Origin of the sequence: Nostoc favosum CHAB5714 (assembly GCF_020829495.1) — a bacterium.
GTDB lineage: Bacteria > Cyanobacteriota > Cyanobacteriia > Cyanobacteriales > Nostocaceae > Nostoc > Nostoc favosum.
On record NZ_JAIVFQ010000135.1, the window covers coordinates 1 to 13,915 of the forward strand.

The 13,915-nt window shown below is 43.9% G+C and carries 13 protein-coding genes and 1 pseudogene; 8 read left to right on the plus strand and 6 right to left on the minus strand.

The window, feature by feature from the left end; genetic code table 11:
• A partial coding sequence (locus LC586_RS36540; protein ID WP_229490459.1) for a hypothetical protein occupies positions 1-243 on the plus strand: 243 nt, incomplete at its 5' end.
• The gene (locus tag LC586_RS36545) at positions 233-2,221 is read left to right on the plus strand and encodes an ABC1 kinase family protein (RefSeq protein WP_229490461.1); all 1,989 of its coding nucleotides are present in this window, start codon (positions 233-235) and stop codon (positions 2,219-2,221) included. The genes LC586_RS36540 and LC586_RS36545, both read left to right, overlap by 11 nt.
• 31 nt (positions 2,222-2,252) lie before the next feature.
• Here the strand turns inward: LC586_RS36545 and cysC are convergent, their stop codons facing one another.
• The 3 genes from cysC to LC586_RS36560 form a co-directional block, all read right to left on the minus strand.
• On the minus strand, positions 2,253-2,807 hold the full coding sequence (gene cysC, locus LC586_RS36550) for an adenylyl-sulfate kinase (RefSeq protein ID WP_229490463.1): 555 nt from the start codon (positions 2,805-2,807) through the stop codon (positions 2,253-2,255).
• A 178-nt stretch (positions 2,808-2,985) separates the two neighbouring features.
• A complete protein-coding gene (locus LC586_RS36555) occupies positions 2,986-3,420 on the minus strand; it encodes an HmpF-related protein (RefSeq protein WP_229490465.1) in 435 nt (144 codons plus the stop codon).
• Between the two features lie 289 nt (positions 3,421-3,709).
• Complete coding sequence (locus LC586_RS36560; protein ID WP_229490467.1) at positions 3,710-6,694, minus strand: valine--tRNA ligase; 2,985 nt, start codon at positions 6,692-6,694, stop codon at positions 3,710-3,712.
• A 115-nt stretch (positions 6,695-6,809) separates the two neighbouring features.
• Here LC586_RS36560 and LC586_RS36565 point away from each other — a divergent pair, with 115 nt between their 5' ends.
• Positions 6,810-7,199, plus strand: coding sequence for a GxxExxY protein (locus tag LC586_RS36565; protein WP_229490472.1), 390 nt, complete (start codon positions 6,810-6,812; stop codon positions 7,197-7,199).
• A 156-nt stretch (positions 7,200-7,355) separates the two neighbouring features.
• Positions 7,356-7,880, plus strand: a pseudogene (locus LC586_RS36570) (N-acetylglucosamine kinase); the annotation flags it as partial.
• 25 nt (positions 7,881-7,905) lie between these two features.
• On the opposite strand, the gene LC586_RS36575 reads toward LC586_RS36570, so the two are convergent.
• Both LC586_RS36575 and LC586_RS36580 read right to left on the minus strand, forming a co-directional pair.
• Positions 7,906-8,646 carry a dienelactone hydrolase family protein gene (locus LC586_RS36575; RefSeq protein WP_229490473.1) on the minus strand — a complete coding sequence of 247 codons (741 nt, stop codon included), beginning with the start codon at positions 8,644-8,646 and terminating at the stop codon, positions 7,906-7,908.
• Between the two features lie 381 nt (positions 8,647-9,027).
• The gene (locus LC586_RS36580) at positions 9,028-10,296 is read right to left on the minus strand and encodes an FGGY-family carbohydrate kinase (RefSeq protein ID WP_229490474.1); all 1,269 of its coding nucleotides are present in this window, start codon (positions 10,294-10,296) and stop codon (positions 9,028-9,030) included.
• A gap of 199 nt (positions 10,297-10,495) precedes the next feature.
• On the opposite strand from LC586_RS36580, the gene psaM reads away from it, so the two are divergent.
• Both psaM and LC586_RS36590 read left to right on the plus strand, forming a co-directional pair.
• Entirely contained in the window at positions 10,496-10,585 is a 90-nt protein-coding gene (gene psaM, locus LC586_RS36585) for a photosystem I reaction center subunit XII (protein ID WP_040630342.1), read from the plus strand.
• 251 nt (positions 10,586-10,836) lie between these two features.
• On the plus strand, positions 10,837-11,247 hold the full coding sequence (locus LC586_RS36590; RefSeq protein WP_229490475.1) for a slr1601 family putative cell division protein: 411 nt from the start codon (positions 10,837-10,839) through the stop codon (positions 11,245-11,247).
• Positions 11,248-11,473: 226 nt separating this feature from the next.
• Here LC586_RS36590 and LC586_RS36595 read toward each other — a convergent pair whose 3' ends face one another.
• Positions 11,474-12,193 carry a tetratricopeptide repeat protein gene (locus LC586_RS36595; protein ID WP_229490477.1) on the minus strand — a complete coding sequence of 240 codons (720 nt, stop codon included), beginning with the start codon at positions 12,191-12,193 and terminating at the stop codon, positions 11,474-11,476.
• Positions 12,194-12,591: 398 nt separating this feature from the next.
• Here LC586_RS36595 and LC586_RS36600 point away from each other — a divergent pair, with 398 nt between their 5' ends.
• Both LC586_RS36600 and LC586_RS36605 read left to right on the plus strand, forming a co-directional pair.
• A complete protein-coding gene (locus LC586_RS36600; RefSeq protein WP_229490479.1) occupies positions 12,592-13,056 on the plus strand; it encodes a hypothetical protein in 465 nt (154 codons plus the stop codon).
• Positions 13,057-13,062: 6 nt separating this feature from the next.
• The gene (locus tag LC586_RS36605) at positions 13,063-13,620 is read left to right on the plus strand and encodes a glutathione S-transferase family protein (RefSeq protein WP_229490481.1); all 558 of its coding nucleotides are present in this window, start codon (positions 13,063-13,065) and stop codon (positions 13,618-13,620) included.
• Positions 13,621-13,915: the final 295 nt, after the last annotated feature.

Below are 13,915 nucleotides of genomic sequence, written 5' to 3' on the forward strand. Positions count from 1 at the left end.
TCGGAACTTCGACCTTTGAACTCGGAACTTCGACCTTTGAACTCGGAACTTCGACCTTTGAACTCGGAACTTCGACCTTTGAACTCGGAACTTCGACCTTTGAACTCGGAACTTCGACCTTTGAACTCGGAACTTCGACCTTTGAACTTCCTATTCCCCAATCCCCAATCCCCAATCCCTCAACATATTGTTACAATACTTAATGTGATCGTTCTGACTGGTGGCCTTCTTCATGATTGTTAAGACACTTCCCCCTAGTTCCCGACCGATTCAGGAGGACAGTAGCAACGGCACAAATCGCCGAGGCGAACTGGACGTTATTGATGTAGTGCCAGAAGATGGTACATCAAGCTTAGTTGTGCGCTCGCCAAGACTCTTAGCAGCCCAACAGTTGAGGACAACAGCCCAACCTGAGACGCTTTACGATCCTGTTGTCATAGCGGCGCATTACCAAAACAGGCCCCTACAAGTTGTACGGCGGATTTTCGCCGTGTTGGGGCCGGCTCTATCCTTTGCTTTTGGGTTGTGGTCGGATAGTAAACGGGGAATTGTCGTCAAAAATGACCGCCGCAGAGCCACTCAGCTACGAGTATTGCTGACCCAACTGGGGCCTGCTTACATCAAAATTGGACAAGCTTTATCTACTAGACCGGATCTGGTTCCTCCCGTATACCTAGAAGAATTAACTAAGCTACAAGACCAATTACCGCCTTTTCCCAACGAAATTGCTTACCAGTTTATCAAAGAAGAACTAGGCGCACCTCCAGAAGAGGTTTACGCCGAACTCTCGGCCCAGCCAATTGCTGCGGCTTCGTTGGGGCAAGTCTATAAAGGTAAGCTAAAAACTGGCGAAGAAGTCGCTGTTAAAGTTCAACGCCCCGACTTAAGAGAGGGGATTACCATTGACTTGTATATCTTGCGTAACCTCGCAGCTTGGGTGCAGAAAAAGGTTAAACGGGTAAGAAGTGACTTAGTTGGGATTCTCGATGAATTAGGCGATCGCATTTTTGAAGAGATGGATTACATCCACGAAGGTGAAAATGCGGAGCGATTTTTCGAGTTATACGGTCACATGAAAGACGTATATGTACCGAAAATTTACTGGGAATACACCAATCGCCGCGTCTTGACGATGGAGTGGATTAACGGCACTAAATTAACGCAGACAGAAGAAATTAGCGCCCAAGGCATAGATGCTCGTTATCTAATTGAAGTGGGTGTGCAGTGTTCACTGCGCCAGTTGCTAGAACATGGATTTTTTCATGCAGATCCCCACCCTGGTAATTTGTTAGCAACAACCGATGGCAAATTAGCTTATCTTGACTTTGGGATGATGAGCGAGATTAAGCCAGCACAGCGTTATGGTTTGATTGAAGCGATCGTCCACGTCGTCAACCGCGACTTTGAAGGATTAGCAAAAGACTACGTTAAGTTAGATTTCTTATCACCAGAAACCGATTTAACACCAATTATTCCAGCTTTTGCCAGAGTTTTTGCTGATGCCCAAGGAGCCAGCGTTGCTGAACTTAATATTAAAAGTATCACCGATGAACTATCGGCTTTGATGTATGAGTATCCTTTCCGCGTACCGCCCTACTACGCCTTAATTATTCGCTCCCTCGTGACGCTGGAAGGTATTGCAATATATATAGATCCCAACTTTAAAGTTCTCAGTGAAGCTTATCCCTACGTTTCTAAACGCCTGTTAACCGATCCAGCACCGCAATTAAGAGCATCATTGCAAGATTTGCTATTTAAAGATGGTAGATTTCGCTGGAACCGCTTAGAAAACTTGTTAAAAAATGCGCGTAATAGTCAAGACTACGACTTTAATTTAGTACTGAATCAGGGGATAGAATTTTTATCATCTGAACGTGGTGCTTTCATTCGTGACAAGCTAGTAGATGAATCTGTTAACGGACTCGATGCTTTAGGTAAAAATGTTTTGCATAACTTCACCTATTTGCTGCGGGAACGCGTTGGGTTGACAGCAGTTAATGAAACTCCGGCGGCGACAGTTGAGCAACAACAAACCTTGGAGCATATCAAACGTATATTAGGTATTCTCCGAGAAACAAAAGGCTTTGACCCACTACAACTTGCGCCCCAAATTGCCCAATTATTGGTAAATTCAGATGTACAACGTTTAGGTCAACAAATTGCCAACCGCTTCACGCAAAAGGCTGTAGCCAGGTTAATTCGGCAATTATTGGCATCGTAGCAAAAGTTATGAGTTAAAAACTTTCTTTAACTCATAAGTGATTCATTTTAGCAACTATATAACCCAACTCTTGGAGCTTTTCTAAGACCTTAGTTGCACTTTGGGCAATGCTTTCTTGGTTAGTTTTGCATTCGACTTCAGGACGGAGTGGTATTTCATAAGGATCATCAATACCAGTGAAGTGCTTAATCTCGCCGGATCTGGCTTTTTTATATAAACCTTTTACGTCTCGCTGTTCACAAACTTCTAATGATGCATTGACGTAAACTTCAATGAAATGTGGAATACTTTGGCGTACTTGTTCCCGAATTTCGCGGTATGGTGAAATGGCCGAAACCAATACAATTACATTATTTCTGGCAAGAAGATGAGCCACAAAGCCAATGCGCCGAATATTCTCTTCTCGATCCTCTTTACTGAAACCCAATCCTTTACATAGGTTTTGACGTACCGCATCGCCATCCAGAACTTCAACTCTGTATCCCTGTATCCGCAGTTCCTTCTCCACGAATTTACAGATAGTAGTTTTACCTGCACCACTTAAACCAGTAAACCATACTGTCACGCCATACTCTTGTTGTCTCATCCTACCTCTGTCGTACACTTCAAATGGCACACCAAAAAAATGCTTTTTTGGGTAATTTCAGGTCAATAAATACACACTTGAGCATGTTGTGGCTTTGTTACACAATTTTGGATTTTAGATTTTAGATTTTAGATTGATTTAAAATCTAAAATTCGGTGGGCAATACAATTGCAAACTTTTAACTTTCCTCTTGGGGATAAGCGTTTTTCTCGCGTTTGAGGCTTTCTTCTAAGGCTTGAATTTGTTCACGACGAGCTTCCAATTCTAAGGAACGCCTTGCTAAGTCTTGGTTTTGCAACGTCAGGGATTGTCGCCAATGTTCTGCTCGTTCGGCTTCGTGCTGCAAAAATTCCGGGGTAATGCCTATGGTGAGGTAGCTTTGTACCAGATGGAGTACCCAGTTTGTGGCATCTTCTAGTCTTTCAATGTCGCCTGTAGGGGAAAGTTCTACTAAAACAAGCAAGTTTTCACTCATAATTTTTCCCTTTCCTAGCAGAATGAAAGCCTCTTCTGGAATTATCGCCCACAAGTTATCAGCTTCTTGACGCGCCAACAAGCGTAACTGGTGCTGGTCTAAAAAATCGTTTTTACGCACCTGGGCTAGATATAGCATGAGAGTCGCTTTGCTCCAATTCAAAATTCAAAATCACCGTTAGCGCAGCGTCTTTGAAAGGAGAAGTTCTGTACCCCGTTGGGGATGGCAAAGCCATCTAAGGAAGCCTTAGCTTCAACTTCTCTGGAGTAACGCAAACGTCTCCGGCTCCGCTCAAAATTCAAAAAATGATTTTTAATAAAAAACAAGGACAAAATTGGTATTTGGAATAAATTTAATTGGTAATGGGTAATTGGGAATTAATAATCCGATTACCCATTACAGTTATCCTAAGCCACGCAGGCGATCGCTACGACAACCCCTTGAGGCGATCGCGCAAAATTTCAGCTTGCTTCTGTGCTTCTGCTAAGGCATCACGCGCCGCTTGTACCACGTCGGCCCTAGCTCTATCTACGAAACTGGGATTGTTTAATCTGGTACTCAGGGATTGAACTTCGGCTTCAGCTTTACTCAAGCTTTTTTCTAGCTTGGCACGCACAGCTTCAATATCTACCACACCGCTTAGAGGAATTAGCACTTGTATTGTACCAATTACACCTGCAATCGCATTTTCTGGTTCTTGTGATTGTTCTAATTCTCTCTGCGGAAAAAATCGGCTCCATAACCTAAGTCTCGCTTGAGCAGTGAGTAAATTTTGGCTAACAAACCACGCTGTGTAACCAAAACCAACTAGTTCAAAGAAAGTTCCGACGATGGGAATGTCATCAATGGCATTTCCCGCAGCTAAACCCAATCTACCAAAGACAATCGCCACAATAATTAAGCCAATTGTCTTCAAACCCCTTTCAGGTTTTTTCGCAGCAACAGTTTGGTTTTCTTGCTTGTCAGTAATTGTTAAAGTCTCAACCTTCGCCAAATCTTTAATGTAATCTTGTCCAGCAGTGAGAATTTCCCGCTCCTTCTCACTTTCAGTTTGCAAATTCGCTGTCACTTTTACCCCTGGCTTAATATCCGCTTCAGCCCGCAAATTCCGAATTGTGCGGATAGTAGCAATCAGTAATTCAAACTGTTCTTCTAAAGCTTGATCAATCAACTTTGCATCTACCTGGGGATAGATTTGTAATGGTAAAGTTTGCGGTGAATCTGCTGGTTGTTGGGTGAGAGTTTGCCAAATTTCTTCGGTAATATGAGGCATGAAGGGATGAAGCAGTTTCATAATCCCTTCTTGCACGTAGCCAAGGGTTTGCTGTGCTACCCGCCGCGATGCTGCATCGGCATCTGCTTGCAATCTGGATTTCACCAGTTCAATATATTGGTCGCAGAAATCACCCCAGATGAATTCGTAGAGTCCTTTTGCTGCTTCCCCTAAACCGTAATTATCGATGTAATTGGTGGTTTGTTTGACAACTTGATGATACCGCGAGAGAATCCAGCGATCGCTCAATTCGATAGCTACTGGATTCCCCAATTGTTGCGGTGTCTGTCCATCCAAATTCATCATCACAAACCGAGCTGCATTCCACAACTTGTTTGCAAAGTTGCGGGATGCCTCTACTGATGCTGATTCATCCTTTTTGCGATCGTACTCCAACCGAATATCTTGACCTGCGCCAGCCACTTCTCTAATTAAGGTATACCGCAGGGCATCAGTACCATATTTGTCAATTAATAACAATGGGTCAATACCATTACCTTTGCTCTTAGACATCTTCTGACCTTTTTCATCCAGCACTAAGCCGTGGATATAAACTGTTTGGAAAGGCATTTGCCCCGTAAAATGCCCAGCCATCATGGTCATTCTGGCTACCCAGAAAAAGATGATGTCAAAGCCTGTTACCAAAGTAGTAGTTGGGTAGTAAGTTGCTAAATCCTGAGTTTGTTCCGGCCAGCCCAAAGTCGAAAACGGCCACAGTCCAGAAGAAAACCAAGTATCTAGCACATCTGGGTCTTGTTCTAACTTGACATTTTCGCCAAATTGTGATTTAGCTTTTTCCCAAGCTTCAGTTTCCGATTTTGCTACCACAAAGGGCGTGTTATCAGTTATTTGCCCATCGGTTTCACTGACAGCATACCAAGCCGGAATTTGGTGTCCCCACCATAATTGGCGAGAGATACACCAGTCTTTGAGTTTTACTAACCAATCACGATAGACCTTTGTCCAGCGTTGGGGGACAAACTCTGGAGAAGTTTGCTGGTCGAGGAATTCGAGAGTGTTGTCAGCTAGGGGGCGAATTTTGACAAACCACTGAGTTGAGAGGAGAGGTTCAATAGGTACTTTACCGCGATCGCTGTAGGGAACGGTATGCTTATAATCTTCGATCTTCACCAGAAAGCCATCTGCTTCTAAGCGAGAAACCACATTCTTTCTAGCAACAAAGCGGTCTTGTCCTTGAAACTCCCCGGCATTGGCATTGAGAGTCCCATCTTTGTTCATAATGTTGATTAACGGCAGATTGTGACGCTTACCCATGTCAAAATCGTTCGGGTCATGGGCGGGAGTTACCTTCACGCAACCTGTGCCGAAAGTGGGGTCAACAAATTCATCGCCAATGATGGGAATTTCTCGTTGTAGAATGGGCAGAGTTAGAGTTTTGCCAATGAGATGTTTGTAGCGATCGTCATTGGGATTAACCGCTACAGCCGTATCACCCAGCATCGTTTCTGGTCTAGTTGTCGCCACCTCTACAAAACCGGAACCATCGGTGAGGGGATAACGGAAGTGCCAGAGATTTCCATTAACCTCTTGATTTTCCACTTCCACATCAGACACAGCCGACTGGGAAGCGGGACACCAGTTAACTAAATATTCACCACGATAAATTAAGCCTTCCTCGTAGAGACGAGTAAACGCCTCGACAACAGCTTTAGATAAACCCTCATCCAGAGTAAACCTTTCCCGTGACCAGTCCACCGAGACACCCAAGCGTCGTAGCTGATTAAGAATTGTTCCCTCAGACTCCGCCTTCCATTGCCAAGCGCGTTCTAGGAATTTTTCGCGCCCCAACTCGTAGCGAGTTTTACCCTCTGTCTTGAGTTGCTTTTCTAGCATACTATGGACAGCGATGCTGGCGTGGTCAGTTCCCGGTAGCCATAGGGTATTACGTCCCTGCATCCGGTGGTAGCGCACGAGGGTATCAATTAAGGCACTTTCAAAAGCGTGACCCATGTGTAAGCTGCCGGTGACATTCGGTGGCGGAATGACGATGCAGTAGGGTTCGCCGCCATTGTTGGGGTCAGCTTTGTAAACTTGGTTGTCTTCCCAGAATTTTTGCCATTTGGCTTCGGTGGAAAAGGGGTCGTAGAGGCTGGGGAGATTGGGAATGGTTGCGGTCATGCGGGAAAACTAAGGAAGGACTCTAATAAATTTTGCCACAGGGTTGGAGAGAGGGTTTATATGGAAACGAACCGCAAAGGACGCAAAGTACGCAAAGGAAGAGGAGGAAGGTAAGATGAGGCAACCTAGTGCTCAGTTAGAGAAATTAGCTTATAGGGTGATTAGGGCGGCGATTGAGGTACATCAGGTATTAGGAGCGGGGTTTTTAGAGGAGGTTTATCACAAGGCGTTGAGAGAAGAATTTCTTATTCGCGGAATACCTTATGAGTTTGAGCATCCAGTAAAAGTACACTACAAAGGTCGTTCAGTAGGCGAAGGCAAATTAGATTTTTTGGTTGGAGACTCTCTAATTGTTGAATTGAAAGCTGTCCAAAACTTAACCCCCATTCACGAAGCCCAAGTCCTCTCCTACCTTAAAATGACTCATTACCCCCTCGCTCTCCTAATCAACTTTAACGTCCCTCTCCTCAAAGACGGCATCAAACGCATCATACTCTCTTCTTAATCTTCTTAATCTTCTTTGCGCTCTTTGCGTCCTTTACGGTTCGTTCCCCAAACCCATGAAACACCAAACAACCTCCCCTTGGACATTCATACCCACCCTATATTTCACCTCCGGCATACCTTACATCATCATCAACACAGTTTCCGTAATCTTTTACAAAAAACTCGGAAGCGAGTCGGTGGCTGGGGGTATATTCTAGGAGATGAAGGTAGCGCCTATAAAATTGCGATCGCAGGGATGAACGCAGCATTAAAATCTTATGATGGACGGGAAATGTCAACGAGTTTGCTAGAGGGTTTCAAACAGCATCTTGATTTGAAAAGTATAGAAGATTTAATAGAAGTAGTATATCGGCGAGAATGGGGAGTTAAACAGGTAGCTGCTTTAGCACCAGTTGTAGATTTTGCAGCAGCGTCAGGTGATATAGTAGCGAATATCATAATTGATGATGCTGTAAAAGAGTTAGTAAAAGCTACATCTACAGTAATTGATGCGATTTTTAGTGCTGACTCAATTTTAGAGGTAGTCACAACGGGAAGTGTATGGCACGGTAGATGCAAGATCCATGAAAGATTTGCAGCATCTCTTGTTAAGAAGTTTCCTAATGTAAAGGTGATTTTTCCGAGGTATGAACCTGCTTATGGTGCTGGTTTGTTAGCGTTGCAGACAACTCAAATTTGACGGGCTACTAAATAAATAGGAGTTTTCAGTCTGCAAATATGCGCCCTAAGAAAGTTATTATTTCAGACCAAGCTGCGGTGGTAGCACTAGAATCATAACGATAACCGTCGTCGCGCATGAAGGTATGTTCTGCTTCATACAAGAAGACTTGGTGAGGTATGTTAGCATTCTCAATTGCTTTTATTATGGTTTGGCGATCGCTATCTGGTATATGAGGGTCAAGAGTACCAAACACCATAAGCATTTCGCCTTTGATTTCACTTACTCTCTGGATTGTATCGGCTACCTCTTTACCCAGTTTACCACTGGGAATACCAGTAGGGTAACAGCAAACACCAGCCCGAATTTCGTTTTGAAATGCTGCGCGGAAGGCTAAATGTCCACCAATACAAAAGCCTAGAGTGCCTATTCGATTTGGAGAAACCGCACTCTCTGTTTTCAGAAATTCAATCACAGCAAGGCAATCGGCATCATAATCAGCTACGGAGGTTCGACGAGCATCGTCATTACCCCGCATCCGTCCAAGATCGTCTGGCTCAATTACTAAACCAACTGGCTCAATTCGGTGAAAAATTTCTGGGGCTGCTACTACATAGCCGTATCCTGCTAAGTAGTTAGCTAAACGAATCATTGCATCACCTAACTGATAAATATCACTGTAGAAGACAATACCAGGGTATTTTCCTGCTGCTTTGGGAGCCGCAACATAAACACGCATTAAGCTGCCATCTACTCTTAACTCAACATTGCGCTTAGTGATTTGCATTTTTGTGTCTCCGTGTTACGCTTGCTGTCATTAGCTTCTACACTGTAGCGCCGCAGCATCCGGTTACTTTCAACCCACAATTTGGCGTTCTTTTACCATCACTGCGATCGCTTAATATCCCCAGTAAAAGTTTGTTGTGATCGCCTCAATACACCCGTTACCTTAGCGACGGTAGGCTAGTTAAAACCCACACCAATAATTAATAAAGGGGATAGATGACATTCGCTTGCTGCGAAGCACCCATCCCCGAATAGCTGCCCAGATCATGAACCTGGAATCTATAGTCCGGTATCTAATCATCCCAGTATCGGCCGAGATATGTAGATTGTCACTAGGATAGATACTGATTTACGAAATACCTACGAAAAGATAGTTACACAATTACTCTTGTTCACCCCTTCTCCCTTCCCCCATCGCCAACAGCGCCGTTCCGTAAGCAGCTTCTGTGTACACTGACGCTACTACAGGAACCTGCAAATGACGCGCCCTAATCGCAGCCCAAGTATCATTCGCCGCGCCGCCTCCAGCAGTATAAACACAGGTCAACTTGTCTGCGCCCATTTGTTGTAATAATTCATACCCCCGCGCTTCTATGCGGGCAATACTTTCTAACAACCCATGCAAAAATTCCACTGGATTATCTGGGCGTGGTTCCAATCGTGGGGGTAAATTGGGATCGTTAATCGGAAAGCGATCGCCTACCTTCAATAACGGATAATAATCTAACTCGCTGGCTTTTGATGCATCAATCTCCCGACTAAGGCTTTCTAACTCAGCGTTTGTGAAAAATTGCTTTAGTACTGCACCTCCAGTATTAGAAGCACCACCAGTCAGCCACAAATCACCCAACCGATGGCTGTAAATCCCATATCTGGCATCTTCTACACGGGTACGACTTAACAACTTTAGTACCAACGTTGAACCAAGGGAAGTCACGGCTTCACCAGGTAATTTTGCCCCACTAGCGATAAAAGCAGCAATACTATCAGTTGTACCTGCACACACAAAACAATCACGGCGCAAACCCAACTTATCTGCAATTTCAGGACGCAATTCGGCAATCGGAGTCCCAGGAGGTAAAACTTTGGGTAGCTGAATCGGTATTTGCAACAATTCTTGCCATTCTGGGTATTTCAACTCTTCCACGTCATAACCCAGCTTTAAAGCATTATGGTAATCGCTAATACCCAACTGTCCATGTAGGAGAAACGCCAGCCAATCTGCTTGATGCAGGAAATATCTAGCTTCACTAAAAGAGGGTAATTGCCTCATCCACAAAAGTTTGGCTAGGCTGGAGGTGGCACTCAACACGGTATGATTAGGGGGTGCGATACTCCTCAAATGCTCTAACACCAATGATCCCCGCGCATCGTTGTACAGCAATGGTGCATCTGTTGGATTGCCAGCAGCATCGACTAGTAAGACGGTGGAAGAAGTACCATTAATTGCGATCGCTTTAATTTCTCGCCGCAATTGGTCAGGTATTTGTTCCACCAGCACAAACAAAGCCTCCTGCCAAATTTTGGGCATAACGGCGACTGGTGAGTCTTGGAAGGGATATCGCACCTGTGCCTGGATGCTAGATTCCTCGTCAATCACCATACCGCGTGCGCCAGAGGTGCCAAAGTCGATACCCAAATACAAATCCATAGTTTTATGAATTTTTTTAATAAAGAATCACTAAGGACTACTGACTAATAACTGCTTTTGTTGCATCTTGTAACAAGATATTCCCCAATCTTGGCAAAACAAGGAAAAGTAGTAAACGAACTGTTCAAAATCTATTCAGGTTAGGAGGTTTTCAGCCATGCCTATCTTAGATACTCTGTACATCGCTCAGATATCTTCCATCTCAGATACTCAAGTCTACATCGCTCTAGTTGTGGCCTTGATCCCCGGAGTTCTAGCTTGGCGATTAGCCACAGAACTTTACAAATAAGGCTCCGATGTGACACAGTTAAAAAGCTAATAATCCTGGCAGTACGGGGTGCAATTTCCAGACCTTATGGTGTAAAGCCATAAGTATCTAGAAACCTTGCACTTACGTAAGCCAGGTTATTTTTTAACTGGTGCAACACTTGTAGCTATTTCAAAAAAATGAAGTAATATGACAGCTAAATCAAGCAGTAATTAGCGCCAGAGAGCTTTTACAGTGCTTCCCTTCACTCAGCGAGGTTATTTTTTAGCATCATGAACGCGATTCAACCCTCCAGACCACCGTTGCAACCTATACAAAAACGCCGGGTCATTCCTCGACCAAAGCGGCATCTTCGTCAACGTTCTTACCAGGTGATGGCACTGGAAAGCACAGCCAAAATAGCGGTTAATCTTGTGATTACAGCCGTTGCAGCATCTGCCTTATCACAACTTTTGCCTTATCATTGGTCACAGCAAGAAAAGTTGCGCGAAATTAGTACTGAAGTCAAGCTGATAGAAGGACATGTCAATGATTTGCAAACGCAATTTAGCCGTAATTTCGATCCTCAGCAAACTAAAAGTATTATGCAAGAACAAGGATACCGATTTGATCCTAGCCAGCGTCGGGTCGTGTTGATGAATCCCGATCGCCTAGAAGATCAACAAACAGAGTCATCACCCTAAGACAAATGGCGAATTTGGGATTATTTAAGTTTCTTGTGATTCAGGCTACGTATAAACCGGGTGTTAATTTATATTATTGCTAATAAATAATGGTTAATAGCTAATTTTTGAATAGCTATGTAGCTATCATCTATTAGTCATTAGCGATACAGCGTCACTAAAATCTCATTCAAAATTTAATCATTTATTTTGAATTTTGAATCACCCAGAAGAACTAATCTACCAATTAGGACGCTGATTGAGATAGCAGCTCGTTTAGCCAATTTTCGAGTTGTAAACGCAAGCGACAACCAGTAATATCCTTACTGTTGTCGAAAGAGGGCAGTTGAGTGAGGGCGCGACGATAATCAGCGATCGCACAATTCCAGTCGCCCCAAAGATGGTAAGTCCTGCCGCGTTCAGCCCAGATATGACCTTCTAGTTGACCAAAAAGCTGTGCTACCTCAAAATTCTCAATTGCCTCCTCATATTGCCCCAAATCACGCCAGGTAATGCCTCGGTTTATCCACGCCCGGACATGGCGAGGATTGAAATCAATCGCTTGATCGTAGTCGGCAAGTGCTGCTGCTAATTCTCCACAAGCCGCGTAGTAATTTGCCCGATTATTATAAGCACTAGCCAAATAGGGATTAAGCTTGAGAGCGGTATTATAGTCGGAAAGCGCTTTTTGCCTTTCACCACTTTGGAAATAAATTAGCCCCCGGTTGTTGTAATCAATGGCATTGTGGGGATGGCGGGAAATTAGTTGGCTTAAAAGTGCGATCGCCTCAGTATAATCTCCTTGTTGAGCCGACCTCAAAGCACAAGAGCGTAAATAGCGATCGCCTAAAACACATTCGCCCCTGTCATTTTTCCTCTGTGCTTGGACTTTATGTGTAACATTGGAAACAATGCTGCATTTGCTATTTTGCTGGTCACCATCAGCTAAAAATGAGTGAATATTCATATTTACCTATACTAAATCCGTGTTTTGTGGAATCAAATTCTAGTTTTCGTTTGCTAGTGGTTTTACTACTATGTCTATTTTTAAAGTATTTAGGGTTACAGTAAAGCAACTCAAGAGAGAACTTAACCTAGCCGCACAAGAGAAATCTACGCCCTAGATAAACAATTGATCCTCAAACCTAATCATGAATACTTCATCCCCAGGGTGAATTCCAGAAATACCAGATGTCAATCTCAAAGGCTAGTCAAGTAGTGAGAGCTACAAATTGGTAGAATGCCAACAAGCCGTTCATTAAAGAGGGGATGAGGGGGATGAGGAAGCAGGGGGAGAATAATTAATGCCCAATGTCCCATTCCCCATTCCCTAAATCCAATTTTTAAATTTTGAGAAATTTTCCGATGACAACTGCAATTTCCTATCCCAATGCCCCTGATTTAGCAACCGATGATTACATTGTTATCGGCTTGGCAACCTGCTTCGTCAAAGAAGATGGAGAAGTTTATCAAATCGAAGTTATAGAACCGATTCCCTCTGCGGCTTTGGAAGCGCTCTTAAAGGGCATTCCTACCTCCTATAAGCTGGCTCATGCAACAACTTTAGGATCTCTGCTGGATGGCGATTCACAAGTGTTGCCAGATGGCTTCCCAGAGTCGGCTCAGTTTGGAGAGGAATTTGTGCCACGGGCATTTGCAGCAGCTCGTACCTACAAGCGTCGTGAATCTGCAAAATCTCTGATTCCTTTAGGTACAAACTACAGCGAATTTAAGTATTCCATTGAGCGCAAGCGAGTATTAAACGCCGCTAGAGTTGTCACCAAAGAAGACAACGTTAAACAGCATTCTCATACTCACAAAGTTCTTTAAGTAATTATGCTCAAACTTTACGGCGGCGCTCGTAGTCGAGCGTCAATTGTTCACTGGTATTTAGAGGAACTAAAAGTTCCCTACGAATTTGTCAAGCTTGATATGCAGGCAGGTGTTCACCTCAAACCTGAATATTTGGCAATTAACCCAGTTGGTAAAGTTCCAGCAATTGTTGATGGGGATTTTAAACTTTGGGAATCTGGAGCAATTTTGCTGTATCTTGCCGATAAGTACAGTAAAACTTCACTTTCACCAGAGGAACGTGCTGTATTTTACCAATGGGTTTTGTTTGCCAATGCTACCCTTGGACCAGGAATTTTTGTAGAAGCAAGTCGGGAACGGGAAATGCCCCGCTTGTTGACTCCGTTAAATGAAATTTTCAGTAAGCAACCTTTTTTGCTTGGCGATGAGTTCACTGTTGCTGATGTGGCAGTGGGATCTATTCTGAGTTACATTCCCATCATGCTGAAGCTAGACCTCAGTTCCTACCCAGAGGTGTTGAACTATATCAAGCATTTATCTGAGCGTCCAGCATTTCAAAAAAGTATTGGCGGAAAGGCTTGATTGTAGTAAGGACGCACAGATGTGCATGGGTGTCAAGTTAAGCCTCGGCGAATGGAATTCGCGGCTACACAAACAAAGCCCACCTCCGTGGGCTAAGATAATAGAAAATTAAGGTTTTTAACCCGCGCAGGCGGGTTTTGCCTGTGTAGAGGCGGTTTCTAACCGCCCTTTTAGCTTAAAGCGGAAGAAGCCCCACACTGTAACGGTACTCCGTTCAGTGTTGGGATGAATTCCGGGCAATGACGAATTGACCAACGAGCAATATTGAGCGTAGCTCAGTGAGCAATGTTGGTCG